A 26,807-nucleotide genomic window follows, 5' to 3' on the forward strand; every position below is an offset into this window, starting at 1 on the left:
CCGGTCCGGTGGGGGCGCGAATCGCGCCCCCACCGGGGGGTTGCGGAGACCGACCAGCGCGATGACGGAATATTGAACAGTGGAACGTAAACCGCCGCGACCTCGCCGGGTTTCCGAGGGGTCGTCCGAGCACGAGGTCTATCTGCCGACCGGGGCCCTGTCACCCAATCGGCAAACCCGCGATCCGCTGCCGGACACCCTGCTCAAGAGGGTGAAGCAATTCTCCGGGCGGCTGTCCACCGAGGCGATCGCCTCGATGGAGGACCGGTTACCGTTCTTCGGCGACCTGGATGCCGCCCAGCGTGCGGGCGTGCAGATGCTGGTGCAAACCGCGGTGGTCAACTTCCTGGAGTGGTTGCAGGATCCGGAAAGCGATATCCGCTTCAGCCTCGACGCGTTCCAGGTGATCCCGCAGGACCTCGCCCGGCGGCTGACCCTGCGCCAGACCGTGGACATGGTCCGGGTCGCGATGGAGTTCTTCGAGCAGTGGCTGCCGGCGCTGGCCCGCAACGACCGCCAGCTGGTGGCGCTCACCGAGGCGGTGCTGCGCTACGGCCGCGAACTCGGTTTCGCCGCGGCCTCGGTCTACGCCTCGGCGGCCGAATCCCGCGGCGCCTGGGACACCCGTCTGGAGGCGCTGGTCGTCGACGCGGTGGTGCGCGGCGATACCGGTGCCGAAATGCTCTCGCGCGCGGCCACATTGAACTGGGACGCCACCGCCGCGGCGACGGTGCTGGTCGGCACGCCGCCGAAAGATCAAGTGGCCGTGGTGAGTTCGGTGCACGTCATCGCCGCCCGGCACGGCCGCGCGGCGCTGGCCGTGGTACAGGGTTCGCGGCTGGTGATGGTGGTCAGCGGCAATCTCGGCGATACCGGCTATCCCTCGCCGTTCCTGATGGATCTGCTCGCCGAGGCGTTCTCCGAGGGGCCCGTGGTGATCGGCCCGACCACGCGCACGCTGTCGGCTGCCCACGTCAGCGCGGTGGAGGCGATGGCCGGAATGGAGGCCGTGGTGGGCTGGCGGGCGGCGCCGCGACCGGTGCACGCCTCCGAACTTCTGCCCGAGCGAGCACTGCTCGGCGATCGGGCTGCGGTCGACGCTCTCAACGAGTATCTTGTGCTACCGTTGGCCGCCGCCGGGTCGGCCTTGTCGGACACTCTCGACGCCTACCTCGATTGCGGTGGAGCGGTCGAGACATGTGCGCGGCAGCTGTTCGTTCATCCAAATACGGTCCGCTACCGGCTCAAGCGCATCGCCGAGGTCACGGGCCGGGATCCGATGAATCCTCGCGACGCCTATGTGCTCCGAATCGCGGCAACAGTGGGTCGTTTGACACGAACCCGTAACGAATCGTCAACACCTGCCCCAGAGGACTCGCCGGCAACTTTCTACGAAGATCGCCTGTAACGGATCTCGGGAATCGGTCGATCGCGACAACCCACGTGGCGTTTTGTGGGGTCCACACAAAAGCGTCCCTCAAACATCATCGGCACCGACATCTCCACGGAGCCCCCTCACGGTGTTTTGTTAGAGGCGTGATCGCGTTGTTCGCCCCTGGACAGGGCTCCCAGACACCCGGCATGCTCGCGCCATGGCTCGATCTTCCCGGCGCGCGTGACCGCCTCGAACTGTGGTCCAAGGCGTCCGGCCTGGATCTGCTCCGCCTCGGCACCACCGCCACCGCGGAGGAGATCACCGATACCGCGGTGACCCAGCCGCTGGTCGTCGCCGCCGCGCTGCTGGCTTTCGCCGAGATTCCGCACGAAGCGGTTCCGGCGGATACCATCGTCGCCGGACATTCGGTCGGCGAGCTCGCCGCCGCAGCCGTCGCCGGTGTCGTCTCCTCCGACGACGCGGTGAAACTGGCCGCGATCCGCGGTGCGGAGATGGCCAAGGCGTGCGCGCTGGTTCCGACCGGCATGTCCGCCGTGCTCGGTGGCGACGAGGCCGCCGTGCTCGACCGGCTCGCCGAGCTCGACCTGGTTCCGGCCAACCGCAACGCGGTCGGCCAGATCGTGGCGGCAGGCCGGCTGGATGCGCTGGCGGAACTGGCCGCGAACCCGCCGGAGAAGGCGCGGATTCGCGCACTGCCCGTCGCCGGGGCCTTCCACACCGCGTTCATGGCACCCGCCCAGGACGCCGTGGCCGAAGCCATCTCCCGGATGGTTCCGGGTGAGCCGACCCGTACTCTGCTGTCGAACTACGACGGCAAGCCGGTCGACTCGGGCGCAGACGCCATCGAGAAGCTGGCGGCACAGGTGACCCGGCCCGTCCGGTGGGATCTGTGCACCGAAACCGTTCGCGCGGCAGGGGTTTCCGCGGTGGCCGAGTTGCCACCGGCCGGAACCCTGGTCGGCATCGCCAAGCGGGAGCTCAAGGGCACCCCGAATCTGGCGCTGAAGACCCCCGAGAACATCCCCGCGTTTGTCGAGCTCTCGGCAACCGGCTAGCTTTCCTCGCGGCTCGTAGTGATGCGACCGCGAGCGAGCAGGACGAAACGTTTGTCCAGCTCGTACCGAAAAATAATCGGACCTCCGATTCACGTCGGACCAACGAAAGAACAAGAAGGGAGCCACCAAGTGGCCGCTCTGACCCAGGAACAGATCGTCGAAGAGCTCGGCAAGATCATCGAAGAGGTGACCGGCATCGAGCCCTCCGAGGTGACGATCGAGAAGTCTTTCGTCGATGACCTGGACATCGACTCGCTGTCGATGGTCGAGATCGCCGTGCAGACCGAGGACAAGTACGGCGTGAAGATCCCCGACGAGGATCTCGCCAGCCTCAAGACCGTGGGTGACGCCGTCTCCTACATCCAGAAGCTCGAGGCCGAGAACTCCGACGCGGCCGCTGAGCTCAAGGCCAAGTTCGGTAGCGCCGAGTAAAGGGCCGATACCGTGACCACTCCTTCCACTTTGAACGGGAACTTCCCGAACGTAGTCGTCACCAGTCTCGCGGCGACCACGTCGATCGCCGGTGACGTCGATGCGACGTGGAAGGGACTCCTCAACGGCGAGAGCGGCATCGACGTTCTCGAGGATTCCTTCATCGAGGAATACGACCTCCCGGTTCGCATCGGCGGCCACCTGAAGGTTTCGCCGGACACCCTGCTCAGCCGAGTCGAGATCCGCCGCATGGCCTATGTCGAGCGGCTGGCGATGGTGCTGGGGCGCGAGGTGTGGAAGAACGCCGGCAGCCCCGAGGTGGACCCCGAGCGCTTGGCCGTGGCGATCGGCACCGGCCTCGGCGGCGGCGACGCGCTCATCGACTCGGTGGACAAGCTGAAGAACGGCGGCTACCGCAAGATCTCGCCGCTGGCCGTTCAGATGGTCATGCCGAACGGGCCGTCCGCTGTCGTGGGCCTCGAACTGGGGGCCAAGGCGGGAGTGGTCACCCCGGTCTCGGCATGTTCGTCGGGATCCGAGGGCATCGCCAACGCGTGGCGGATGATCGTCATGGGCGACGCCGACATGGTCGTCACCGGCGGTGTCGAGGGATACATCTCCGACGTGCCGATCGCCGCGTTCTCCATGATGCGGGCGATGAGCACCCGCAACGATGACCCCAAGGGCGCGTCGCGGCCGTTCGACAAGGATCGTGACGGCTTCGTCTTCGGCGAGGCCGGTGCGCTGATGGTCGTGGAGACCGAAGAGCACGCCAAGGCGCGCGGGGCCACCATCCACGCTCGCCTGCTGGGTGCCGGCATCACCTCCGACGGCTTCCATCTGGTCGCCCCGGATCCCACGGGTGCCGGTGCGGCGCGCGCCATGGAGCGCGCCATGCAGACCGCCGGACTGACGAAGTCCGACATCACGCACATCAATGCGCACGCGACCGCCACCCCGATCGGGGACACAGCGGAAGCGAACGCGATCCACAAGGCCGTGGGTAAGCACGCCTCGGTCTACGCGCCCAAGTCCGCCCTGGGCCACTCGATCGGCGCTGTGGGCGCCCTCGAGTCGGTACTCACAGTGCTCAGCATTCGCGACGGCATCGTTCCGCCCACGCTGAACCTGGAGAACCAGGACCCGGAGATCGACCTGGATGTCGTGCACGGTGAGGCCCGTCGCCAGGACATCGAGTACGCGATCAACAACTCGTTCGGTTTCGGCGGCCACAACGTGGCGCTCGCCTTCGGACGGTACTGATCCGACTCGTCGACAACGTCTGTCGACAACTTCAGCGAACCCGGTGGGGCTTTTCGGCCAAGGCAGATCCCCTCGTCGAAAAGCCCCACCGGGATTTTCATCTTTCGCAGCCGCGTCAGCGACTCCACATTTCCCTCGAGGAGAGACCGCGATGACCATCATGGCCCCCGCGCAGGCGGACGCCACGACCGATCCCCGTGATCCGCTGGGCCGGTTGCAGCGCTTCTTCGATCCCGGAACCGTCCTCCCGCTCCACCCCCGCGACAAGTCCGGCGTGCTGGCCGCCATCGGCGAGGTCGACGGCGTGCGCACCGTCGCGTACTGCTCCGATGCCACCGTGATGGGTGGCGCCATGGGTGTCGACGGATGCAAGCACATCGTGGACGCGATCGATACCGCCATCGACTCCCGGATTCCCGTGGTCGGCATCTGGCATTCGGGCGGTGCGCGCCTGGCGGAGGGCGTCGAGGCACTGCACGCGGTGGGCACCGTTTTCGAGGCCATGGTTCGCGCGTCGGGCCTGGTCCCGCAGATTTCGATCGTGGTCGGCTTCGCCGCCGGCGGCGCCGCGTACGGTCCCGCGCTGACCGACGTCGTCATCATGGCGCCCGAGGGCCGCGTCTTCGTGACGGGTCCGGACGTCGTCAAGTCGGTCACGGGTGAGAACGTCGACATGGCCACCCTCGGCGGTCCCGAGACCCACGGCAAGAAGTCCGGCGTGTGCCATATCGTCGCCGACGACGAGAACGACGCGATGCACCGCGGCCGCCGCCTGGTCTCGATGTTCGCCGAACAGGGCGAATTCGACCTGTCCGCCGCCGCCCACGGCGATGTGGACCTCAAGGCGATGCTGCCGGAGTCGGCCAAGCGCGCCTACGACGTCAAGCCGGTCGTGCGCGAGCTACTCGACAAGATCCCCTCGCCGGACGGCGACGGCGAATCGTCCTTCGAGGAGTTGCAGGGCGGTTACGCCCGCAGCATCGTCACCGGTCTCGGCCGCCTCGGTGGTCGCACGGTCGGTGTGCTCGCCAACAACCCGCTGCGCATGGGCGGCTGCCTCACCAGCGAATCCGCCGAGAAGGCAGCGCGTTTCGTGCGCCTGTGCAACTCCTTCGGCATTCCGCTGGTCGTGATCACCGACGTGCCCGGTTATCTGCCCGGTGTCGGCATGGAATGGGAGGGCGTGGTGCGCCGCGGCGCGAAACTGCTGCACGCCTTCGCCGAGGCCCGCGTTCCGCGCGTCACGCTGGTGACCCGGAAGATCTACGGCGGCGCCTACATCGCGATGAACGCCCGCTCGCTGGGTGCCACCGCGGTGTACGCCTGGCCGGAGTCCGAGGTCGCCGTGATGGGCGCCAAGGCCGCGGTCGGCATCCTGCACAAGAAGGCCATCGCGAAGGCTCCCGAGGAGGAGCGCGAGGCTCTGATCGAGCGTCTCACCGCCGAACACGAGACCATCGCCGGCGGAGTCGGGCGGGCGCTGTCCATCGGCGTCGTGGACGAGGTCATCGACCCCGCCAAGACTCGGTCCACCATTGCCGCCGCGCTGGCCTCGGCCCCGGCGCGGCCCAGCCACAACAAGAACATTCCGCTGTAAAGCCTTCGGCGGCAATACGTTACGGGTGGTCTCCGCTGCGGAGGCCACCCGTCGTGTTTTCCGATGGTTGCGGGATTCAGCCGACGTCGCGGCGCAGCCAGGTGACCTCGGCGCCTTCGCCGCCGGTGCGGAAGGGTTCGAGTTCGTCGTCCCAGGCGGTGCCCAGGGCGCGATCGATATCGGCGGAGATGTCGCCGTGGCGGCCACGAGCCCGGGCCGAGCGCACGATTTCCCGCAGGCGCATCTCGCCGACCATGACGTCGCCGTTGGCGCTCATCGCACCGGTCCACAATCCGAGGCCGGGAACGAAACTGTAGCGTTCGCCGTCGACGCCTTCGGAGGGATCCTCGGTGACCTCGAAGCGCAGCACCGGCCAATCCCGCAACGCCTTGGCAATTCGGCCCGCGGTGCCGACAGGACCCACCCAGTCGGTGGTCGCGCGCAGTTGTCCCGCGGCGGCCGGCTGGGCGGTCCAGCGCAGCGACGCGGGCGATTTCAGAGTGGAGGAAAGCGTCCATTCGATGTGCGGGCACAGCGCGGCCGGTGACGCGTGGATGTACACCACACCACACGTCACATCCGCGAACTGATCAGATGCGCGCACCTGTACACCTCCAGCCTCGACGTCGGACGTCTTCCCCAACATCCCGTCGAGCGCAGGCGTTGCCCGAGTTTACTGGAGTGCCCGATGTTACGGCTGTTACTTTTCGGCCGTGTCGCGAATCCGCTGGATATCGGCGATGACCGCATCGCTGAGCGTCGGCCACACCGCTCGGGCCCAATCGCCGAAATTCTCGTCGCTCAACGCCACACACGCCACCTCGATCTCCGGGTCCACCCACAGGAAGGTGCCGGACTGCCCGAAATGCCCGTAGGTTCGCGGCGAGTTGGCTCCCCCCGTCCAATGCGGAGTCTTGTGGTCGCGGATCTCGAATCCCAGACCCCAATCATTGGGGCGCTGCGATCCGTATCCGGGAAGTACTCCGCCGACGCCCGGGAATTGCACGGAGGTCGCCGCGGTGAGGGTGTCACCGGATATCAAGATCGGGTTCAGCAATTCTCCGGCGAAACGCAGCAGATCGTTCACCGTGGATCGGCCGGCGTGGCCGGCGGATCCGGCCAGTACCGAGGATTTCATTCCGAGTGGCTCGAATACCGCTTGCCGCAGATATTCGGGAAATTCGATTCCGGTCTCGCGCGTGAGGAACTCGGCGAGCACGTCGAATCCGGCGCTGGAATAGATGCGGCGCTGCCCGGGCTCGGCCATGATCACGGTGGTGTCGAAGGCCAGTCCGGCCGTATGCGCCAGCAGGTGCCGCACGGTGGAGCCGGGCGGTCCGGCGGGCTGGTCCAGTTCGATCGCACCTTCTTCGACCGCCACCAGAACCGCATAGGCGGCAAGGGGTTTCGTGACGGAGGCGAGGGCGAACACGCGATCGAGGTCCCCCTCGGTGCCGACCACGCCATGGGTATCGACGACGCCCGCGGCGGCGTGCCGGACGGGCCAGTCGCGAATCTGTTCCAGTGCTCGCACGGCACCGAGCCTACGAGAAGGGCCCGAGCCCACCGCCGCGGGGAGGCCGGTTACGCCGGGCCGTCGCTGCGATAGGGCGCGGCCACCAGTTGCTCGTCCTGACGGGCCAGCAGCGTGCGGCGCCGGATCAGCTCGGCGATCTGCGCGTCGAGGTGAGACATGCCTTCCCGCATGATCTTTCGGGTGAGATCGCAGTGCTGCAAGCCCGTGGCGGTCGCACACGGCAGCAGTTCGCGGATGGCGCTGGTCGGCAGTCCGGCAGCGAGCAACTCGCGAATGCGGTGCACCCGCTGCGGTGCGTCGTCGGTGTAGACGCGGTAGCCGTTGCCGTCGCGGCGGGCGTTCAGCAGTCCCTGTTCCTCGTAGTAGCGCAGCAGGCGGGTGCTGACGCCGGTAATGTTCGCCAGCTCGCCGATCAGCATCGCACCCTCCCGAGCTTGACCTTCACACTCATGTCAAGCCCTAACGTCGCGGCCATGACGAACATTTCACTATCCACATCCGTCATCGGCAGCGGTCCCGCGGTCGTTCTCGCGCACGGCGCGGGCGGCGGGATCGAGGCCAACTTCGGTTCTCTGATCCCATTGCTCGCCGAGCGCCACACCGTGATCGGCTCCGACTATCCGGCCGACGACACCGTCCTGACCCTCGACGGGTTGGCCGACGCACTGGTCGAGGAGGCCGTGGCGGCGGGCGCCGAGCGGTTCCCGATCATCGGGTTCTCGCTCGGCACCGCGGTGGCGGTGCGGGCCGCCGTGCGTCATCCCGATCGGGTCACCGGGTTGGTGCTCGCGGCCGGGCTGGCGCGAGCCGACCATCGGGCCCGGCTCGTGCTGGATCTGTGGCTCGATGCGCTCGCCGCGCGCGATCACGACGCGTTCGCCCGCGTGGTGCTGCTGTCCGGATACAGTGCCGCGTTCACCAATTCGCTGTCGGACGAGATGTTTTCGCAGTATCTGGAGCAGATCGCTGCCCAGGTTCCGGGTGGGGCGGCGGCGCAGGCGGATCTGGTGACCCGGGTGGACACCCGCGCCGATCTGCCGCGGGTCGCGGTGCCGACCCGGGTCATCGCCGCCACGGCGGATCTGCTGGTCGATCCCGCCAATTCGCGCGAACTGGCGGCGGCGATTCCGGGCGCGGACTACATCGAGGTGGCGGCGGGACACGTGCTGATGCACGAGGCGCCGGAGGCGTGGCATCGCGCCGTCCTCGACTACTTCGCCGACAGCTCCCGGATCCACGCGGCCTGATCGGTTTCCGATCCGGCTGGACACCGTACGACACCGCAGCGTTGACCGTTACCATCGGTTGCACTATGGGCGAGGTTGCTGAGGTACACGGTGAGGTGGCGAGCGGTTTCGAGCCGGTCGCGGACGCGTTCCGGCGCAACTTCGCCCGGTTCGGCGAGATCGGAGCGGCCGTGGCCGTCTACGACGGGGACCGGCCGGTGGTGGATCTGTGGGCGGGGTTCCGCGATCGCCGCGGACAGCTGCCGTGGGAGCGCGACACCATGGTTCCGGTGTTCTCCTCGACGAAGGGGATGACGGCATTCGCCGTGGCGAGTGCCGTCTCCCGCGGGGTGCTCGACTACCAGGCGCCGGTCGCGCAGTACTGGCCGGAATTCGCCGCGCACGGTAAGGAAGCGATCACCGTGCGGCAGCTGCTCGACCATCGTGCGGGCCTGCCGGTGCTCGATCGGGTGGTGCGGCTGTCGGACATGGCCGACCGGGATCGGCTCGCGGAGATCCTGGCCGACCAGAAACCGCTGTGGAGTCCCGGCACCCGGCAGGGCTACCACCCGATCACCGCCGGGCTGTATCAGGGCGAACTGCTCCGCCGCGTCGATCCGCGGCACCGCACCCTGGGCCGTATCTTCGCCGAGGACTTCGCCGGCCCGCTCGAGCTGGACTTCTTCATCGGACTGCCGGAGGAACAATCCCTCGATCGCGTCGCCACGCTCGCGTCCACCTCCGGGTTGGACGTGCTGCGGTACGAGCGAGACGTGCCGCTGCGCATCGCGATTCAGATGTTGCTGCGGCGCGGTCTGACCTATCGCGCGTTGAGCAGCCCCCGCACCGGCGCGCCCGAACGTGCCACCCGCCGCGAATTCCTCGGCGTCGAGAGCCCGGCCGCGGGCGGCGTGGGCACGGCACGGTCCCTGGCGCGGGTCTATGGCGCGGCGGCGGGACGCACCGGTGAATTGCCCATCGCACCGGGCATTCTCGGCCGGCTGGCCAGCGCGGACACCGTCGACGATGTGCCCGCCGACGATCTGGTGTTGCTCACCCGCAGCCGCTACCACCTGGGGTTCCGCAAATCCTGTGGCAGCTTCCGTTTCGGCAGCGACAAGCGCGCCTATGGCACCACCGGTTACGGGGGGTCGTTCGGATTCGCCGATCCGGCAACGGGTTTGGGTTTCGGTTATGTGATGAACCGCCTCGGCACCGCCGTTCTCGACGATGCGCGGGCCCGTGCCGTCCGGGACGCATTACTCCGCTGCGGCTGATCTCGCCACCCGCGCCGACTTACCACCACTGACGATGACCGCTTCCGTGCTGTTAACTCACTCGTTGCCGGCAGGTGACCAGGTGTGCGAGCGGATCGCACACACTGTCCGAGCCGGACGGCGAGAAGAAAGCGCGGATGCGAATGGTGATCGGACACAGGCCAACCCACGCCACCACTCGGGACGGCATCCGGGACCCCGGGAGATTCGGCGCCTTCGGCGGGCGTTACGTTCCCGAAGGGCTGATGGCGGCGCTCACCGACGTGGAGAACGCCCATCGAGCGGCCTGGGCGGATCCCGAATACCACGGCGAACTCGACCGGTTGCTGCGCGAGCGCGTCGGCCGGCCGACATTGCTGCATGCGGCGCCGCGGCTCGCGCGGGCGCTGGGAGTGCCCGGGGTGCGCGTATTCCTCAAGCGTGAGGATATGACGCACACCGGCGCCCACAAGATCAACAATGCGCTCGGGCAGGCGCTGCTGGCCGTGCGGATGGGCAAGACCCGCATCATCGCCGAAACCGGGGCAGGGCAGCACGGCGTCGCGGTGGCGACCGTCTGCGCCATGCTCGGCCTGTCGTGTGTGATCTACATGGGCGCCGACGATATGGCCCGTCAGCAGAGCAACGTCGTACGGATGCGCCTGCTCGGGGCGGATGTGCGCGCCGTTCGTTCCGGTGATCGCCGCCTGAAGGCCGCGGTGACCGAGGCGGTGCGAGATTGGGTGGCGCACACCGAGAGCACCCATTTCCTGTTCGGCACCGCCACCGGGCCCGCACCGTATCCGCGCATGGTGCGCGACCATCAGAGCCGGATCGGCATCGAATCCCGGGCCCAGCTGCTGGCGGCGACGGGGCGGCTGCCCGACCACGTCATCGCCTGCGTGGGCGGCGGCAGTAACGCGATCGGCATGTTCCACCCGTTCACCGGCGATGCGCAGGTGCGGCTGATCGGCGTGGAAGCCGGGGGCCGCGGATTACACACGGGCGAGCACGCGGCCACGCTCAGCGCGGGGACACCGGGTGAGATGGACGGCGCGTTCAGCTACGTCCTGCAGGACCACGAGGGGCAGATCGCGCGGACCCACAGCATCGCGGCCGGATTGGATTATCCGGGGGTCGGCCCGGAACTGAGCCACCTCAAGGACATCGGGCGCATCGATCACGCTGTCGCGACCGATGCGGTGGCGCTGCGCGGACTGGATACGCTGTGCCGGACCGAAGGCATCATCACCGCGCTCGAATCCGCGCACGCCGTGGGATATCTGCTGGAGGCGGCCGAACAGGGCGGGATCGCCGAGGACGCGCTGATCCTGCTGTGCCTGTCCGGCCGCGGCGACAAGGATCTGGCCATCGTCGCCGACCTGCTCGACGCCGGCTGACGCCGTGCCGCGTCGGCTCATTCGCAGAGCCGGTCGGCCTTGTCGAACAGTTCCAGCGTGATGGCGTGCAGGAAATCGCCGGTCTGCTTGGACGCCTTGCCGGCGAAGGCCCGGGCGTGCGTGCCCTCGAGCACGATGCCGAGTTTGAAGCAGGCGAGCACCGTGTACCAGGTGGCGTGGCCGAGGTCGCGGTCGGAGAAGGTCGCGTAGTGGGCGATCATCTCCTCGGCGGTGGGCAGGCCGCCCGCGGCGCCGAGCTTGCCGACCAGGGCGGCGCCGGTGGTTCCGGGTTCGGGCCGGGTGGCGATCTGCCAGCCCAGATCCAGCAGCGGATCGCCGATCGTCGACATCTCCCAGTCGACCATGGCGGCGACCTCGGGCCCGTCGTAGGAGAACATCATGTTGGCGAGGTGGCAGTCGCCGTGCAGGATGCCCGGCCGCCACCGCGCGGGCCGGTTGCGGTCGAGCCAGTCCCCGACTCGGTCCACGCCCGGAATCTGCGGGCCGGGGTAGCCGTCGTTGCTGTTGTAGGACTCGAGTTCGCCGAGCCAGCGTGGTACCTGACGTTCCAGAAAACCGTCCGGCTTGCCGTAATCGGACAGGCCCAGCGCCTCGTAGTCGAGCGATCCGAGCCGGGCGATGGCCTCCACCGCCGACAGTCCCATCTGCCGCCGCACCTCGGGATCGCCGGCGTGCAGGGCGGGCAGTTCGTTCTGCGGGTTGAAGCCGGTGATCGGCTCCATCAGGTAGAAGACCGCGCCGATCACCGATTCGTCGGCGCCCGCGGCGATCACCCGCGGGGCGCGCACGCCGGTGCCCGCGAGCGCGCCGAGCAGGCGGGATTCGCGGCGGATGACGTCGTTGCTCTTGGGACGCAGGTGTTTCGGTCCGCGGCGCAGCACGAAATCGCGGCCACCCCGGCGGAACCGCAGCATGATGTTCTGGGTGCCGCCGCCGAGTGAGGTCACATCCTCGAAGTCACCGCCGGGCAGGCCCTGTTCATCCATCCATTCGCCGACGGCCGCGAAGTCGACGACCTCGCGCTCGACCTCGGCCGGTTGCACCACAGACATGTCCCACATTGTGCACCACCACGACCGGTCAACTGAAGGCATATGCCCTCACTGCATGGTCCGAGATGCCCGATACGGTGATGCACATGAGCACGTCCTGGTCTCGGCATGCGGGCGAGACCACTTTCGACCACGGGGTCCGGACCCGGACCCCCGTGCGCACGCTGCTGGTCGACAACTACGACTCGTTCACCTACAACCTCTTCCAATTGATCGGCACGGTGACCGGAGCCGCACCGACCGTGCTGCGCAACGACGAGATCGACACCCTGGCCGAGCTGGATCTCGACCGGTTCGACAACATCGTCGTCTCCCCCGGGCCCGGACGCCCCGATACACCGAGGGATTTCGGAATCTCTCAGGCGCTGATCGAGCGGGCGGAGCTCCCGCTGCTGGGCGTCTGCCTGGGCCATCAGGGCATCGTGCTGGCGGCCGGCGGGCAGGTGATTCCGGCGCCCGCCCCCCGGCACGGCTATCCGGACCGCATCAGCCATGACGGTAGGGATCTGTTCGCGGGACTTCCCGCCGACTTCCTGGCCGTGCGCTATCACTCGCTGTGCGCCGCCCAGCCGCTGCCGGACGCGCTGGCCATCACCGCGACCGCGCCCGACGGGGTGGTGATGGGCGTTCGGCACCGCCACCGCCCGCAGTGGGGTGTGCAGTTCCATCCGGAATCGGTGTCGAGTGAATTCGGCGCCGCAGTGCTGGGGAATTTCGCGCGGCTGACGCGGGAGTGGTGGGCACGTCAGGAAGGGCGGCGGTATCGGTCGGTGTCGGTGAGCACCGGTTCCGGAGACGGTGCGGGTAGCCCACGGGACGACTCGGCGACGCGAGTCCGAGACTTCGCGCCGGCCTCTGCTTCCGAGCCGGGTTCCGGCACAGGTCCCGCCGAGGCCGCGACCTCGCCGTCCTCGATCCGCTCCGCGACCACCCTCACCGTCCTCCACGAGGTGATCGACCGCGCAGTGGACACGGAATCCGTTGTGCTGCGGATGTATCCGGATTCACCGACCGTGTTCTGGCTCGACAGTGCGCATGTGGAGCCGGGCCTGGATCGGTTCAGTTTCGCCGGTGATGCGTCCGGGCCGCTGGCGGAGGTGGTGCGATATCGGGTCGGCGCGGGATGCGTGATCGAGGATCGATCCGGGACCCGCACCGATCCGCGGCCGGTGCTCGACTATCTGTCGGCGCGGCTGAACGAGCTGAACATCCGATTCCCCGATGTGCCTTTCGATTTCGTGGGCGGCTACGTCGGCTATCTGGGCTATGAGATGAAGGCCGACTGCGGTGCGCGGGCCGGGCATCGATCGCCCTATCCGGATGCGCAGTGGATCTTCGCCGATCGGCTGGTCGTGGTCGATCACGTCGCGGGCCGCACCCATCTGCTCGCCGTCACCGACGCGGAGTCCGCCGAGGCGAATCGCCGCTGGCTGGCCGACACCCGCGCGATCGTCACGACACTGCCGGATCGGCAGAATCCGGAACCGCTCACACTGCCCGCCGACGAAGAGGCCGTCGTCTCGCGCCTGAGCCGTGGCCGGGACCGCTATCTGGCCGACATCGCGGCGATCGACGCCGAACTACGCGCCGGGGAAACCTACGAGGTGAACCTCACCGACAGCGCCGGGATCGATTCCGAGGCGCCGGGCCTCGACGTCTACCGGGTGCTGCGGCGCAGCAATCCTGCCCCGTACGCGGCGTACCTGAGATTCGGCGAACTCCATATCGCCTGTTCGTCACCGGAGCGCTTCCTCAAGGTCGACCGCACCCGCACGGTGGAGACCAAACCGATCAAGGGCACCGCTCCCCGCGGCGCCACCCCGGAAGCCGATGAAAACCTGTGCCGCGCATTGGAATTGGACCCCAAGACCCGTGCCGAGAATCTGATGATCGTCGATCTGCTGCGCAACGATCTGGGCCGGGTGTGCGAGCTGGGCAGTGTGCACGTCCCCGAGCTGATGGTCGCGGAGACCTACACGACCATGCATCAGCTGGTGAGCACCGTGCGCGGCCGGCTGCGCCCCGAGGTGGACGCGATCGATTGCCTGCGAGCCTGCTTCCCGGGCGGCTCGATGACCGGGGCCCCGAAGCTGCGGACCATGGAGATCATCGACGGGCTGGAAACCGAGGCGCGCGGCATCTACTCGGGCACGATCGGATTTCTGGGACTGGGCGGCACGGCGGATCTCAATATCGTCATCCGCACGGCGGTCCGGGACGAGCGCGGCTGGCGTGTCGGCGCGGGCGGCGCGGTGGTGCTGGACTCCGATGCCGACGCGGAATTCCACGAGATGGTGCTCAAGGCCGCTGCCGCGGCTCGCGCGGTGATCGCCACGGTGGATATGCCGCGATCGGCGGACGGGGCGGGTCTATTTTCCGCGTCGACGTGACTTCGGCTCCGGTTGCGGTGGTTCGGCCTCGCGGCCGGTGAGGCGGCCCAGCATCGAGATGCCCGGAAGTTTGGACAGCCGGCTGAGCACGTCTTCGCCCAGCGCGATCACGGCCTCGAGCCGCGGCAGCAGCCGGTCGTAGGCCGCGAAGGCCGGATCGGCCAGGGCCAGGGTCCGGTCGAGGCGGTCGATGGTGGAATTGAGCCGGTCGATGGCGGTCGCCAGATTCTCGATCAGATCCGGAAGTTGCGCGGCCAGCTGTACCGACGCGGGCGGGAGCCGCACCGCGGTGCCGAAGGCGGTACCGGCGGTGACCTGCGCGGCGTCGATGGCCTGGCCCGCGGCGGTCTGTGCGGCCTGCGCGGCGGCCTGGGCGGCGGCGAGGATTTCCGTCGCACCCGGCACCCGCGCGCCGCCGGGCTTGCGCCCGGAGTCACCCTTCGGGTTCGTCATGGTTCCACTGTGCCGCACCCGGACGGTCACGAAAAGCTCCGCGCCGACCCCGCGGTTCGTGTCGGGACGGCCTGGCATAGTTCGTGGCGATGACAACCACGCGCCCCACCGTCGACGGCGACGCCACGCCGGTACCGACTTCGCTTCTGTCGGTACTGGTTTCATGGCGTTCGACGGCGCCGCTGGATGCGCATGCGGTCTTGCTGACCGCCGGCGGGCGCGTCCGCTCCGCCCGCGACGTGGTGTATTTCAACGCGCCGCGCCATCCCTCCCAGGCGGTGACCGTCGATCAGGATCCGCAGCCCGGCACCGCGCGGCTGTCGATCTCACTACCCCGCACCGAGGCGGAGATCGTCCGCATCCTGATCACCGGGTCCGGTCCCGACGAGCCCCTGGCGGTGCTCCCGGGGCTCTCGGTGTCGATCGAGGACGCCGAGGGCCTGGTGGCGCGCGCCGACGTCGCCGCGGCACCGGATGCGCGGGCCGCGGTGTTCGGAGAGTTCCGCCGGGCCGAGAACCGCTGGTGGTTCGTGCGGGGCGGGCCGCAACACGCCGACGCGGCGGAATTGTTCACGACCTTCGGCGCACCCGTCGCGGATTCGGCGCAGCACCGATCGCAGCGACTATCGTTGCAGCGCACCAGGTTCGCCCCGCCGATGGCCGCGCCGCCGGACGAACGCCCCGATTGGCATCCCGATCCCGCGGACGCGGCATCACTGCGCTGGTGGGACGGCTCCCGATGGACCGGGCAGACGGTGGCACGTCCGCCCGCCGACCCGCGCGGCTGTCCTCGCTGCGGCCGACGGCGGGGCTGGCGACTGCTCGGCGCCGCGCCCTGCCGCGCGTGCGCGGCGGAGGTCGAGGACTTTCTGTCCGATTGGCGCATCCGAGCGCTTCGCGTCCTGACCACCACCGGTCCGAGCGGACCCGACTGGGACGAGCTGTGGACGCGGATCCGCCATCAGCGCATCGACCCCGACACCGCCCGCGCGGCCCTGCGTGGACCCGCCGTCTCGCATCTCGAGCGCACGGCGGCCTTCGCCCTGGCCGACGGCACGATCACCGGCGCCGAACTGGAACGATTCGACGCGACGGTCGCCGCGCTCCGGGTGCGCGACGGGGCCGTGGACGAGTTGCGGCGCAGTCTGCGCCGGCTGCGCATCCTGTCCCGGCTGCGGGCGGGCGAGCTTCCGGTGATCGCGGTGCCCGATCTGCATCTGGACCCGCAGGAACGCGTCCACCTCGACACCGCCGCCACCCGCCTCCGACGGACGGGGCGCGGCACCCACGCGTCCCCCGGGCGGTTGATCTGCTCGAACCGGAAGCTGCGCTTCATCGGGCCGGACGCCGGTATCGAAATCCCCTGGACCCGAGCGGTTTCCGTATCGGCCACCGAGACCGGCGTGACGGTGGCGGCCACCTCGGCGCGCGGCGGCGCCGAATTCGATGTCGACGAGCCGGAATTGGTGGCCGCGATCGTGGAAGGCGCACTACGCGTGGCGAAACGGCTCACCGTCGCACCGGGCAGACGCGACAGCCGGTCCATCGCACCCGATATCAAGGCCGAGGTGTGGCATCGCGACGGCGGCCGGTGTGTGGAATGCGGCGCCACCCACTACCTCGAATTCGACCACATCATTCCGCTGAGCCGCGGCGGGGCGACCAGTGCGGCGAATCTGCAGATCCTGTGCCGCGGCTGCAACCGCGACAAGGGCGACCACATTTGAACCGGTGTCAGCCCGCGTCCCCGGCGATCTCGAATCCGGCCTCGGTCGGCGCATCGGTCGCGGCGGCACTGCGCGATTCGGGGACCAGCACCAGGTCCGCGTGGTAGGTCGAGGCGACGAACACCGGAATTCCGTGCTGCGCCAACGGTTCCAGGATCGCGGTCAGCGCGCCGGAGGTGTCCAGCTCGCGCGGCGTGGCGGCGTACAGCCCGAGCCAGCACGACTCCCGCTCCCACGGCGGAGCCTCGCGGACGACCGTCAGTCCCTCCGGCGCTCGCACCAGCGCCACCCATTCGTCGTCCTCGGGGAAGGTCGCGGCCGGAATGTGGTCGACGCTGAAGCGGGACGGCACGATGTGCAAGCGCTGGGATTTCGCCATCGGCTCATCGTAGGCGGGACTCAGGTCGCCGCCACCAGCAACTCCTCGCCGTTCGAAGTGCGCAGCCCGTCCGGGCGCCCGGGGAAGTACCGGTTGTTGAGCTCGTCCGCCGAAATGTGGTGCGCCTGAGCGAAACCGGCCTCCCGGGCCATGGCGACGATCCGCGCCGGGGCGTAGAAGCTGCGGAATGGCGTGCCGGAGGCGGCCGCGCCCGATTCCGCGAACTCCCGGCTCGTTCGGTCCTGTTCCTCGAGCAGTTCCAGTGGCGGCATGAAGGACATGACGACCGTGGAACCGGGCGCCGAGGCCGCCAGCAGCGACAGCGTTTCACGGTTGGCCTCGTCGGTGAGATACATGCTCACCCCCAGCGAGGCGACGGTCGCGGGCCGGGCCGGATCGAAGCCGGCCGCGGTCAGACGCTCCCACCACGAATCCTTCTCGAAATCGACCGGGACCGAACGCAACCAGTCCGGGAGCTCATAGCCGGTCTCGACCAGGCGCCGGCGCTTCCACTCCTGCGTCTGCGGTTGGTCGACCTCGAAAATCCGGAAGCGAGAAGCGATCTCGGGTCTGCGCTGCGCGAACGTCTCCAGTCCCGCGCCCAGCAGCACGTACTGGTCCACGCGCCCGGCCTGTTCGGTGAGCAGATCCTCCACGAATCGTGAGCGCACCACGATGCTCGCCCGAAAGCGGCTGGTGCCCACCGGATCCATATCACCGCGCTCACGCCAGCCCGCCGGCGGATCGGCCAGTCGCAGGCCGATCTCGTCGTCGAGCACATGCGGCGGCGGATCGAGCTGGACGTGCAGCGCGCGCCACAGCGCAACCCGCACAGCGGTCTGGTCGGGTACCACGGTGCGCTCGGGCACCGCACCGGTCCGGGTATCGCTCATCGGTCACCACCGGGAGCCTGTAGCGTCCACACCCGCCCGTCCGGGTCGCGCACCGTCATCTCGCGGGTTCCGTAATGGGTGTCGGCGAACGGCGACACCACCTCGACCGGCGCCGGAAAGTCTTGTTCCGCTTGCACTTTCAGCACGACCTGCATTCCGGGTTCGCGGTCCGCCGGCACCTCGGCGATGAACAGGTACGGACCGTCCCCGTTGCGGAGCTGTCCGGAGTTGTGGTCGGTGGCGAATTCCAGTTCGAAGCCCAACTGCTGGAAGAACTTCGCCGATTTCCCCCAGTTGTGGGTCTCCAGAAAAATCGCCTCGACACCTCTGGCGGCCATATCACTTCTCCTTCTCACGCGTCGGCGGTTCGGCGCCGAGGTACGCCCGCAGCGCCTCGGCCACCAGAGCCGACAGCGACATCTCCGATTCGACCGCCCGGTATTTGACCTGCTTGATCAGCTCCACCGGGAGATACACGTTGAACTGCTTGACTTCCTCGGCACCCACGAGAGAACGCTAACATGCTAGCAATCTAGATTGCTAGATCCAGGTCCACACGAACTCCACGAAGTGACAGACCGGACCGACTACTCGGACGACTCCTCATCCGACCGCGGCGTCCCCGACAGCCGGATCACGCCCGCGTCCAGGTCGAGATCCAGCCGCGGCCGATGCTGCTGCCCGTCGCTGTCACCGCCGCTCTCGTCGGTCAGCTTCTTGCCGGGGAATATCTCACCGAACACGCCCATAACCCCACGATAGCCGCCTGTCCGTCCGCGCGCGGGGACGGAAACGGCCTCAGCGGAGTTTGATCGAGCCGCCGTCGACCATCAGGGTCCGGCCTCGATCACGCCCATTCCTCTCGCTCCGAAAAATCCCGCGCTGTCAGGTACGTCAGACCGGTTCCGGCGCCGTTCCGGTCAGCGGGATACCGGATGAACGGAACAGACCGCCATCGCGCGGTGTGTCTGGCGTCACTACACTCGGGCTTCAATTCCGGTTCTCGCCCAGCTTCGACGGGCAGGATGGAAGCGACTCACGATCGGAGGCATCGATGCCACTGGCCACTTCGGCACCCGGGCCCCTGCCGCCATCGATGGTGGAGCGGATGACGCTCATTCTCGACATGTTCGAGCACCGGTCGACGCGGCTGAGCCTCGTGGAGATCTGCACACACAGCGGACTCCCCCGCTCCACCGCGCATCGCATCCTCGACCAGCTGGTGAAACTGCACTGGCTCGAGCACACCCCCTCGGGCTACTGCCTGGGCCGGCGCTCGCTCGGACTCGGCGGGTACGACGGCCGCCACGGCGAGATCCGCGAGGCGGCGGCCGAGCATCTGCACGAGTTGCAGCTGCGGACCGGACTGGTGGTCCACCTGGCGGCGCTGGAGGGCGCCGACGAGGTGTTCCTCGACAAACTCGGCGGCCCGTTCGCGCGCACACTCGAATCGCATGTGGGACGCCGCAGTTTCGCTCACCTCACCACCGGCGGCCGCGCCATGCTGGCCTGGCTGCCCCCGGAGGAGGTGGAGGCGCTGCTCGGCAAACAGCTCTCCGATCCGGTGCAGGGCCGGGGATGGGATGTGGCGAGCCTGCATCGCGAATTGAACCGGATCCGCCGCAACCGCGGATTGTCGTTCGACCGCGGCGAATACGCCAATGCGATGGTGGGCCGGGTACTTCCGAGTGTGGCCGCCGCGATCCGGGGTCCGCAGGGCCCGCTGGCCGCGATCTGCCTGTGCGGGGAGACGAACTTCGCCACCATGGAACGACTCGCCCCGCTGGTCGCGGAGGCGGCTTCGCGCACCTCGCGCGTGCTGGCCGCGGAGACCCACGGGCGACGGCAGATGCCGGCCGCGCGGCGCGGTCAGGCGGTCCGGACGGGCGGCCGCCCGCTCGCCTCCTCGCCGAGTCGCGCGTAACCGGGCGGGAGTCTCGCTGAGCGGAAACGCCGGCATCTGCCTTCGGCGGGCGTGACACAGTGCGGTGGTTGTGATGCTCCACACAGAAGGACCACCCATGACCACGTCCATGCCTGATATCGCCGCCGTCATGCGCGAGCTGACCGGTCCGGGCGGCCGGTTCGAGCTCATCGAGGAGGAGGTTCTCGGCGCGCGTATGCCGGTGCTGCGGCACCGCCGACGCGCGGTCGCGGAACTGCTCGCTGACTCGCTGCGCTTCGGTGACCGGGACTATCTCGTCACCGAGGACCGGCGGCTGAGCTATCGCGAACATGCCACGGCCGCAGCCGCTCTCGCGGCCGCGCTGCACGAGGAGTTCGGGGTGCGACGCGGTGATCGGGTCGCGATCCTCGCCGCGAACACCGTCGAATGGGTGATCACCTTCTGGGCGGCGCAGAGCCTCGGCGCGATCGCGGTCGGGCTCAACGGGTGGTGGGTCCCGCGCGAAATCGAGTACGGACTGGCCTCGACCGAACCGGCCGTGGTGGTCGTGGACGCGAAGCGGGCGAAACTGCTCGCCGATATCGACAGCTCCGCGGCCGTGGTGACCATGGACGAGGATCTGCCGCGTCTGATCGCCGCCCACGCCGGCGCCGAACCCACGGTCCCGGACGTGGCGGAGGACGATCCCGCCGTCATCCTGTTCACCAGCGGTACCAGCGGAAAACCCAAGGCGGCCTTGCATTCCCAGCGCAACCTGCTCGCCGTCACCGGCTATTTCGAATACACCGACGCGCTCGCCGCCGCGTTCACCGGGACGACGCCACAGCCCGGTGCACCGCTGGATCTGCGCTGCCTGCTGACCTCTCCCCTGTTCCATATCGCGAGCCTGCACAATCTGGTGGTGCCGCGGCTGGCCACCGGCAGTGCCGTGATCATGCCGCGGGGCGGGTTCGACGCCGACCGGATTCTGCGCCTGATCGAGAAGGAACGGGTGACCAACTGGGGTGCGGTGCCGACCATGGCCTCCCGGCTGCTCGAACACGGCGATATCGGACGCTACGACACCTCCTCGCTCACCGCGTTCGCACTGGCGTCGGCGCCGTCGTCACCGGCGTTCAAACAGCGTCTGCGCGAGGAGGTTCCGTTCGCCGCCGACGCCCTGGTGGACAGTTACGGCCTCACCGAATGCAGTACCGCCGTCGCCGTCGCGACCCCCGCCGACCTCGCCCAAGCCCCCGGCACCCTGGGCCGGCCGATCATCAGCGTGGCACTCGAGATCCGCGATGCCGACGGGACTCCCGTGCCCGAGGGCGTCGAGGGTGAGGTCTACGTCCGCAGCCCCTTCGTCATGTTGGGGTACTGGCGCGATCCGGAAGCCACCGCGGCGGCGATCGATGCCGAGCGCTGGCTGCGCACCGGCGATTTCGGCGTCGTCGAACAGGGCCGCCTGCGCTTGACCGGCCGCAGATCGGATCTGATCCTGCGCGGCGGCGAGAACATCTACCCGGTCGAGATCGAGCAGTGCCTCGACGAACACCCCGACGTCGTGGAATGTGCCGTTGTCGGGGAACCGCACCCCGATCTCGGGCAGCAGGTGGCGGCCGTCGTCGTCCTCGCCGAGGGGTCCACGGCGTCGGAGGCGGATCTCCGCGAATTCGCCCGGGAGCGGCTGGCCTATTTCAAGGTGCCCGAACGATGGCGGATCACCGCGGAGCCCTTGCCGCGCAACATCACCGGAAAGCTGATCCGGGCCGGGATCACGGTCTGACAGGGGATCGGTCCCGATATTGCCGAATGTACGCCACACCGGGCTCTACACTGGTGCGGACCTGATTGCCCTGTGTCACAGAGTGAGTGGTGTGCATGCCTCCGGATCCCGGCCAGATGACGGCGGCGTTCGAACGATTATCGGCCCGAATGACGGTGCTGCAGGCCGGAATGCTGCTCGCGCCGACGATGCACGAACAAGGTGCCGCCCGCTACGGCCGCATTGTCGCCGCGCAGCTGGCGGCACTCGCGATCCGTGGTCATATCGATGTGCATATCGGTAGCGACGGATTCGACGGGGCGGATTCGCTGCGCGCGGTCCTGCTGCCCGGCCCGCCCGACTCGGTGGCCGCGGAGGAGCGTCAGTTGTTGCGCCACCTGTTCGGCAACGGATACTCCGTGCGCATCGCCGCCTGCACCGACGGCCCGGGCTGGGATCGGCTGAACGCGACGGTGCGTCACGAGTTGATCGCCAACGGTTTCGGCTGGGCCCGGCCCGACCGCTACCGGGCGTTGCGCACGATGGTCCGGTTACGCCGGCGAATGCTGGACTATGCGGCGCAGCGACCGGCGTGGCAGGACAACGAACCGCTGCACCGCGCGGGCTATCCCTACGCGGTGCTGTTCGCCGTCGACACCGGTCCGGGCTCGCATTGGCCGGGACCGGAAGAGGGCTCGCCGGCGCAGCTGTCCTTGCCGTGGAATCTGCCGCAGGCCTGCGCACACGCCGTCCGCGATTCGGGCGAGATCGCCTACAGCGCACCACCGGTCGGCACCGAGGAGCGGCTGGCCGAAGTCGAGCAGCTGCTGATCGCCATGGACTCCCATTCGCAAGGGGTGCGGCATCACCATGTGGTCGAGGCCGAGCGGCTGCACCGCTTGATCGACGATTACCGCTGGCGTTACAGCTTTCACACCCTGACCACCTCCCCTCGCCCCGAGGTACTGCGGGCTGCGCTGCTGGATCTGGTGCGCGAAACCGAAACCGTGTGCGCGTATGTCCCGCCCGGGGTGCCGGGACACGAAGAGGCCGTACTGGTTTCGATGTATGCGGTGCGGCTGTCGGATCTCGTGCTGGATCGCACGCCGTGAACGGCCTCAGGACCGACCACGTCGAGGGCGCCGCGGGTTGAGGTGCTCCATGAAGCGCTCGATGGTGCCGCCCTTGCCGGCGACGTCGCGTCCCTAGAACACGATGACCGGACGCCGGCCCGTGGCCTTGACCCATGCGCTTGTCGTCCTCGTAGACCTCACGCCCGAGGCGTTCGTCGTACGGATAGCCTTCACACCAGGTGTCGACGACGAAACCGTCTGCGGCGGTAAGCAGTACGGGATCGTCGTCGTCCAGGTCGTCGACCGTGAATCCGGTGGTGTCGGTCAGATCGACCGCGGACTCGAGGTCGGCGACGGCACTCAGTTTGCGATAGAGCTGCCGGGGTGTCTCGAAGTCGGTCATTCCGCGACGCTGTCGGCCGTGCCGTTCGCTTACGGGCGATCTGTGTGATCGCCCTAGGCAGCGACGATCGTATCGGCGACCAGGCGGAGATCCGGGATGATGCCCTGCGGTTCGCGCACCCACTTCCGGCGCGGATTGCCGGGTGTCGGGAGGGCGATCAATGCGCCGGGTCTGGTCTGGGTCACGAAGCAGCGGAACAGGTCCACAGACCACCAGCCCGCGCCCTCACCACAGCGGGGATTCTCGGCGAGAAACGACCACACGCACCGATCCCCCACCCCGACCGCCATCACCGGCACCTGCAGATCGCCGAGTACGCCGAGCACCGAGGCGCCCAGCCCGGCGGGTGTCATCACCGCGCACAGCCGCCCCGACCGCATGACCAGCGCGCCGATCCGTTCCTCGTACCAGGTGTGACCGAACATCTCCCGATACCGCGACTGCACGGGCCCGATGCACGGACTCGGTTGTTCGACTACCTGCTCACTCGCGTAGATGGCTGTCATCAGCCGATCCTGCAGCCCGTTCGCTATCGGACTGTGGCGCTGGAGTGACAGGCGTGCTACGTCATGGTCGGCAACGCGGTCGGCTCTGCGCAGCCACCCCGGCTTCCGCAGCTTCCTCACTCCCGCCCAGCTGACCAGACTGCACGCCCTGCTCGCCGGCTACGGACGCGAAACAGCGAAACCACCTTCGCGCCATCCGTTTTCACCGCGAGCGGCCGCCCGCCCGAGCCCAACTAGGCCGTGGCACCCCCGACCCGGTAGCATCCCCCACGCGCGTGCAGCGCGGCGAGGGGCGGTAGCTCAGTCGGTTAGAGCCGCGGACTCATAATCCGCTGGTCGTGGGTTCGAGCCCCACCCGCCCCACTTATTCCTCTCACCAGTGGCAACAGTGAACGGTTCAGCCGGGTCGATCCGCCACAGCGCCTGCTCGGACTCGGACATATCCGCTCGATGGCCGATCCCTGCCTGATGTACGGAACAGCAGGTGCCCGGGCCGCCGATCGAGTCGCTTGAACGTACTACTCGACCGCGAGGTGCCGCCGGGGCGAGCTGCCCGCACAAGGATGTGGGCGAGCCGCGACACGGCCGTCTGCGAGGGTAACCACACTGAATCAGGAGATCCGTTCCGGGTGCAGCGGCGGGGCCATGGTGCAAGGCTGGTTTCGACACCCGGCGCCGCTGCGGTCCGCCCGCCTCCGGTACGACATGGCCGCCGAGCGGGTAGGAGGCTGCCTGCCGCCGTCGTTTCACCACCTCGACCACTCGTTTCAGGGAGCACACGATGTCCACCATCCACCTCACGCACACCACCACGTCGACACCGGAGCAGTTCGTCGCTGCCCTCACCGACTTCGGCCCGGGCCGGTCGAAGCTGTTCGGCAACAGCACCGACGAATACCTCCACGTCCATGCCCAGGACGCCACCCACGCCGACGTCACCGAGGGCTCGCACCGCATCTGGGAGCGGCTGCGCTACGACTGGTCCGACCCGCACCACGTCGTCATGACGACCACCGACTCCAACATGTGGGGCGGCGCATCCAGCCACACCTACACCCTCACACCGCTGCCCGACGGGACCACCGAAGTCGATGCCGTCGTGGTGCGCGAAGGCAAGAACTTGACGGGACATCTCCTCGGGGCGGTGATCGGCACGGTCGGCAAACGCGTCCTGGACAGAGAACTCGTCAAGACCATTCATGCCGTCGAAGCGCGCAATGCCGGCGGGCCGTCGACCGACCCGGCCGCAGGGCCGCACGACTTGCGTTTCTGACGTCATTTCCGCCGAGAGGCCACCCGGACCACCGTCCGATCGCCGCGACAGCGCATTCTGCAATGACCGGCGCGCCCTATCGCCCCGCGAGTTCGGCGACGACCGGAGCCAGCCGCTCGGCGACGTCGGCCCCGAAAATGAAGTAGGAGAAGCCGATCTCCTCGCGCCGCCGCTGGATTTCCTCGGCCGCGGCCGCCGGGTCGTCCGGGAGCACGGCCAGCGCGTCCACCGCACGCAGTGCGGCGGGGTCGGTGTCGGGGGGCGCCATATGCGGGGCGACGGAGTCACCGACGACCGGCACGGCGAGGGCGAGCTCCAGGTCTCCGGTGATGCGGAAGTCGCGGGCCAGCTCCTCGACTTCGCCGCGAGGCTGAGCTCCCAGCGCGAAGGTGACCGTGTCCGCGATCTCGGCCGCCAGCGCCCGGGCCTTCGCACCGAGGACGGCCATCGCCACCGGGGTGTGACGGTCGGAGCCGTCGAGATCTCGCAGCGCCTCCACCGTCTTACGCACCTCGGCCAGCCGTTCGCTCGGCGAGACGACGGGCAGCCCTTTATCGCGTAGCTCGTCCTCGATTCCCGGCCTGCCGGTGCCGATGCCCATCTCGAACCGCCCCTCGGTCAGCAGCGACAGCGAGTGCGCTTCCCACGCCGTCTGCCAGGGCGGGCGCAGCGGAGAGGCGTACACCCAGGTGCCCACGCGCAGGTCGGTCAGGGCCGCGGCGGTGGCCAGCATGGGGCCGGGCGCCGGTTGCGTGAGCGGGAAGTCGGGCACCAGCAGCGTGGAGTATCCGCTGTCGGCGATGCGGCGCACGCGATCCCGCCACGTCGGCACGTCGGTCATGAGCGGGGCGACAACCCCGAATCGAAACGGTCTGGCCATGGCTGAACTCCTGTCGGTCGGTGCGTTCACAGACATCGACGGCGGGCCCACCCGAAATTCATCGGTGCGACCGATGAGTACCCGGCCGGCCGTGGTCCGTCGGGCACGTCGGTCCCGCTCGGCGCGCCCTAGCTGTCGGCTGCCGTACAGGGAGCGAATTACACTGTGGAACAAGCATTCTCGCCACAGCGAGGGGCGACGCCGCCGTCAGGACTGTCGCGTCCGCGCAGGCTTCGCCATCAGCTGGGCCGCGCCGTCGCCGGTGAGCCGGTCCGGGGCGGGCCGGCGGCCGGTGATGAGCAGGAGCAGGTTGGTGACCGAGCCTTCGATCACCGGTCCGGCGCCGGCGGTCCATGCACTGTCGGTGGCCACGAGGCGGTAACTGCCGAACTTCTTGCGGGCGTGAAACGGGAAGCCGCCGTTCCATATGCGGTCGAGTGCCAATTCTGCTGCCGCTACCGGCATTTCGCGCGTGATGCCGAGTGGGATGGCGATGTCTTGACCGTGCACCAGTAGATCCATCAGCCGGTCGACGGCGGTCGTGCCGACGGGTGTGATCCGGGCGCCGATGCTGTCGTGCAGCTCGGCGAGTAACTGTGTGGTGGTCCGGCGGTCGGCGTGGCGGATGGCGGTGTCGCGGACCATCCGGTCGAAGTCGCCTCGGGCTCGGATCAGATTGAGCAGGATCGCCCCGAGGCCGGAATCGGCCGACAGGATCAGGTGCGCGACGACATCGCGAACCCGCCAGCCCGCGCACAGCGAAGGCTGCTCCCACCCATTGTCGGGAAGCGACCGCAACAGTTCGACGAGACTCGTGCGTTCGGCGGCGACGGCCTGCCAGATCTGCTCGGTATCGATCGATGTCCTTCTCGCCATTTTCGGAACTCCTCGCTTGATCGGTGTTGCAGTACCGTAGGAGTTCCAGTCGGGTGGAGGTTCCAG

At 68.5% G+C, this 26,807-nt stretch carries 27 protein-coding genes, 1 tRNA gene and 1 pseudogene; 15 read left to right on the forward strand and 14 right to left on the reverse strand.

What is annotated here, in order from left to right; genetic code table 11:
• Positions 1-142 precede the first annotated feature (142 nt).
• The 5 genes from NMI01S_RS20605 to NMI01S_RS20625 all read left to right on the forward strand — a co-directional run bounded on the left by NMI01S_RS20605 (position 143) and on the right by NMI01S_RS20625 (position 5,743).
• Complete coding sequence (locus NMI01S_RS20605; RefSeq protein WP_084513140.1) at positions 143-1,408, forward strand: PucR family transcriptional regulator; 1,266 nt, start codon at positions 143-145, stop codon at positions 1,406-1,408.
• 128 nt (positions 1,409-1,536) lie between these two features.
• Entirely contained in the window at positions 1,537-2,451 is a 915-nt protein-coding gene (locus tag NMI01S_RS20610; protein WP_084513097.1) for an ACP S-malonyltransferase, read from the forward strand.
• Positions 2,452-2,580: 129 nt separating this feature from the next.
• Positions 2,581-2,883 carry a meromycolate extension acyl carrier protein AcpM gene (gene acpM / locus NMI01S_RS20615; RefSeq protein WP_062999494.1) on the forward strand — a complete coding sequence of 101 codons (303 nt, stop codon included), beginning with the start codon at positions 2,581-2,583 and terminating at the stop codon, positions 2,881-2,883.
• 12 nt (positions 2,884-2,895) lie between these two features.
• Positions 2,896-4,146 (forward strand): KasA/KasB family beta-ketoacyl-ACP synthase, encoded by a 1,251-nt coding sequence (locus tag NMI01S_RS20620; RefSeq protein ID WP_062999496.1) that lies wholly within the window; start codon positions 2,896-2,898, stop codon positions 4,144-4,146.
• A gap of 151 nt (positions 4,147-4,297) precedes the next feature.
• The gene (locus tag NMI01S_RS20625) at positions 4,298-5,743 is read left to right on the forward strand and encodes an acyl-CoA carboxylase subunit beta (protein ID WP_062999498.1); all 1,446 of its coding nucleotides are present in this window, start codon (positions 4,298-4,300) and stop codon (positions 5,741-5,743) included.
• A 76-nt stretch (positions 5,744-5,819) separates the two neighbouring features.
• On the opposite strand, the gene NMI01S_RS20630 is transcribed toward NMI01S_RS20625, so the two are convergent.
• The 3 genes from NMI01S_RS20630 to NMI01S_RS20640 form a co-directional block, all read right to left on the reverse strand.
• On the reverse strand, positions 5,820-6,347 hold the full coding sequence (locus tag NMI01S_RS20630; RefSeq protein WP_062999500.1) for a DUF3145 domain-containing protein: 528 nt from the start codon (positions 6,345-6,347) through the stop codon (positions 5,820-5,822).
• Positions 6,348-6,443: 96 nt separating this feature from the next.
• The gene (locus NMI01S_RS20635; RefSeq protein WP_062999502.1) at positions 6,444-7,277 is read right to left on the reverse strand and encodes a serine hydrolase domain-containing protein; all 834 of its coding nucleotides are present in this window, start codon (positions 7,275-7,277) and stop codon (positions 6,444-6,446) included.
• Positions 7,278-7,327: 50 nt separating this feature from the next.
• Entirely contained in the window at positions 7,328-7,699 is a 372-nt protein-coding gene (locus tag NMI01S_RS20640) for a MerR family transcriptional regulator (protein ID WP_062999504.1), read from the reverse strand.
• Positions 7,700-7,753: 54 nt separating this feature from the next.
• Between NMI01S_RS20640 and NMI01S_RS20645 the strand changes: the two genes are divergently transcribed.
• From NMI01S_RS20645 to trpB, 3 genes are all read left to right on the forward strand, one after another.
• The gene (locus tag NMI01S_RS20645; protein WP_062999510.1) at positions 7,754-8,527 is read left to right on the forward strand and encodes an alpha/beta fold hydrolase; all 774 of its coding nucleotides are present in this window, start codon (positions 7,754-7,756) and stop codon (positions 8,525-8,527) included.
• 65 nt (positions 8,528-8,592) lie between these two features.
• On the forward strand, positions 8,593-9,783 hold the full coding sequence (locus NMI01S_RS20650; RefSeq protein ID WP_062999512.1) for a serine hydrolase domain-containing protein: 1,191 nt from the start codon (positions 8,593-8,595) through the stop codon (positions 9,781-9,783).
• Positions 9,784-9,920: 137 nt separating this feature from the next.
• Positions 9,921-11,162, forward strand: coding sequence for a tryptophan synthase subunit beta (trpB, locus tag NMI01S_RS20655; RefSeq protein WP_084513141.1), 1,242 nt, complete (start codon positions 9,921-9,923; stop codon positions 11,160-11,162).
• A 17-nt stretch (positions 11,163-11,179) separates the two neighbouring features.
• Here trpB and NMI01S_RS20660 read toward each other — a convergent pair whose 3' ends face one another.
• Positions 11,180-12,235 carry a phosphotransferase family protein gene (locus NMI01S_RS20660; protein WP_062999949.1) on the reverse strand — a complete coding sequence of 352 codons (1,056 nt, stop codon included), beginning with the start codon at positions 12,233-12,235 and terminating at the stop codon, positions 11,180-11,182.
• Between the two features lie 155 nt (positions 12,236-12,390).
• Here NMI01S_RS20660 and pabB point away from each other — a divergent pair, with 155 nt between their 5' ends.
• The gene (gene pabB / locus NMI01S_RS20665) at positions 12,391-14,625 is read left to right on the forward strand and encodes an aminodeoxychorismate synthase component I (protein ID WP_062999514.1); all 2,235 of its coding nucleotides are present in this window, start codon (positions 12,391-12,393) and stop codon (positions 14,623-14,625) included.
• Here pabB and NMI01S_RS20670 read toward each other — a convergent pair.
• Complete coding sequence (locus NMI01S_RS20670; RefSeq protein ID WP_062999951.1) at positions 14,605-15,078, reverse strand: hypothetical protein; 474 nt, start codon at positions 15,076-15,078, stop codon at positions 14,605-14,607. The two genes, pabB and NMI01S_RS20670, sit on opposite strands and share 21 nt — an antisense overlap.
• Positions 15,079-15,167: 89 nt before the next feature.
• Here NMI01S_RS20670 and NMI01S_RS20675 point away from each other — a divergent pair, with 89 nt between their 5' ends.
• Complete coding sequence (locus NMI01S_RS20675; protein ID WP_063920797.1) at positions 15,168-16,805, forward strand: HNH endonuclease; 1,638 nt, start codon at positions 15,168-15,170, stop codon at positions 16,803-16,805.
• Positions 16,806-16,812: 7 nt separating this feature from the next.
• On the opposite strand, the gene NMI01S_RS20680 is transcribed toward NMI01S_RS20675, so the two are convergent.
• The 5 genes from NMI01S_RS20680 to NMI01S_RS35365 all read right to left on the reverse strand — a co-directional run bounded on the left by NMI01S_RS20680 (position 16,813) and on the right by NMI01S_RS35365 (position 18,826).
• Positions 16,813-17,184, reverse strand: a complete 372-nt coding sequence (locus tag NMI01S_RS20680) for an ACT domain-containing protein (protein WP_062999516.1) — start codon at positions 17,182-17,184, stop codon at positions 16,813-16,815.
• Between the two features lie 20 nt (positions 17,185-17,204).
• Complete coding sequence (locus NMI01S_RS20685) at positions 17,205-18,077, reverse strand: class I SAM-dependent methyltransferase (protein ID WP_062999518.1); 873 nt, start codon at positions 18,075-18,077, stop codon at positions 17,205-17,207.
• On the reverse strand, positions 18,074-18,415 hold the full coding sequence (locus NMI01S_RS20690; RefSeq protein ID WP_062999520.1) for a VOC family protein: 342 nt from the start codon (positions 18,413-18,415) through the stop codon (positions 18,074-18,076). The genes NMI01S_RS20685 and NMI01S_RS20690 overlap by 4 nt, the downstream gene beginning before the upstream one ends.
• A gap of 1 nt (position 18,416) precedes the next feature.
• Entirely contained in the window at positions 18,417-18,584 is a 168-nt protein-coding gene (locus NMI01S_RS20695) for a ribbon-helix-helix domain-containing protein (protein WP_036499828.1), read from the reverse strand.
• An 80-nt stretch (positions 18,585-18,664) separates the two neighbouring features.
• A complete protein-coding gene (locus tag NMI01S_RS35365) occupies positions 18,665-18,826 on the reverse strand; it encodes a hypothetical protein (RefSeq protein WP_167669920.1) in 162 nt (53 codons plus the stop codon).
• Positions 18,827-19,185: 359 nt separating this feature from the next.
• Between NMI01S_RS35365 and NMI01S_RS20700 the strand changes: the two genes are divergently transcribed.
• The 3 genes from NMI01S_RS20700 to NMI01S_RS20710 all read left to right on the forward strand — a co-directional run bounded on the left by NMI01S_RS20700 (position 19,186) and on the right by NMI01S_RS20710 (position 22,842).
• A complete protein-coding gene (locus NMI01S_RS20700) occupies positions 19,186-20,001 on the forward strand; it encodes an IclR family transcriptional regulator (RefSeq protein WP_062999522.1) in 816 nt (271 codons plus the stop codon).
• Positions 20,002-20,098: 97 nt separating this feature from the next.
• Complete coding sequence (gene casG / locus NMI01S_RS20705) at positions 20,099-21,751, forward strand: steroid-24-oyl-CoA synthetase (RefSeq protein WP_062999524.1); 1,653 nt, start codon at positions 20,099-20,101, stop codon at positions 21,749-21,751.
• Between the two features lie 149 nt (positions 21,752-21,900).
• Positions 21,901-22,842: a hypothetical protein gene (locus tag NMI01S_RS20710; protein WP_062999526.1), complete on the forward strand. Its 942-nt coding sequence runs from the start codon at positions 21,901-21,903 to the stop codon at positions 22,840-22,842.
• A gap of 21 nt (positions 22,843-22,863) precedes the next feature.
• On the opposite strand, the pseudogene NMI01S_RS34290 reads toward NMI01S_RS20710, so the two are convergent.
• Positions 22,864-23,131: pseudogene (locus NMI01S_RS34290) on the reverse strand (polyphosphate kinase 2); the annotation flags it as partial.
• A gap of 128 nt (positions 23,132-23,259) precedes the next feature.
• On the reverse strand, positions 23,260-23,712 hold the full coding sequence (locus NMI01S_RS20720) for a hypothetical protein (RefSeq protein ID WP_062999530.1): 453 nt from the start codon (positions 23,710-23,712) through the stop codon (positions 23,260-23,262).
• A 289-nt stretch (positions 23,713-24,001) separates the two neighbouring features.
• Here NMI01S_RS20720 and NMI01S_RS20725 point away from each other — a divergent pair.
• Both NMI01S_RS20725 and NMI01S_RS20730 read left to right on the forward strand, forming a co-directional pair.
• A tRNA-Ile gene (locus tag NMI01S_RS20725) sits at positions 24,002-24,075 on the forward strand.
• Positions 24,076-24,493: 418 nt separating this feature from the next.
• Positions 24,494-24,985, forward strand: a complete 492-nt coding sequence (locus NMI01S_RS20730; protein WP_062999539.1) for a hypothetical protein — start codon at positions 24,494-24,496, stop codon at positions 24,983-24,985.
• A gap of 76 nt (positions 24,986-25,061) precedes the next feature.
• Here the strand turns inward: NMI01S_RS20730 and NMI01S_RS20735 are convergent, their stop codons facing one another.
• Positions 25,062-25,865 carry an LLM class flavin-dependent oxidoreductase gene (locus NMI01S_RS20735; protein ID WP_062999541.1) on the reverse strand — a complete coding sequence of 268 codons (804 nt, stop codon included), beginning with the start codon at positions 25,863-25,865 and terminating at the stop codon, positions 25,062-25,064.
• 207 nt (positions 25,866-26,072) lie between these two features.
• A complete protein-coding gene (locus NMI01S_RS20740) occupies positions 26,073-26,741 on the reverse strand; it encodes a maleylpyruvate isomerase family mycothiol-dependent enzyme (RefSeq protein ID WP_062999543.1) in 669 nt (222 codons plus the stop codon).
• Between the last annotated feature and the right edge of the window lie 66 nt (positions 26,742-26,807).

The sequence above is a fragment of the Nocardia mikamii NBRC 108933 genome (assembly GCF_001613505.1).
Lineage (GTDB): Bacteria > Actinomycetota > Actinomycetes > Mycobacteriales > Mycobacteriaceae > Nocardia > Nocardia mikamii.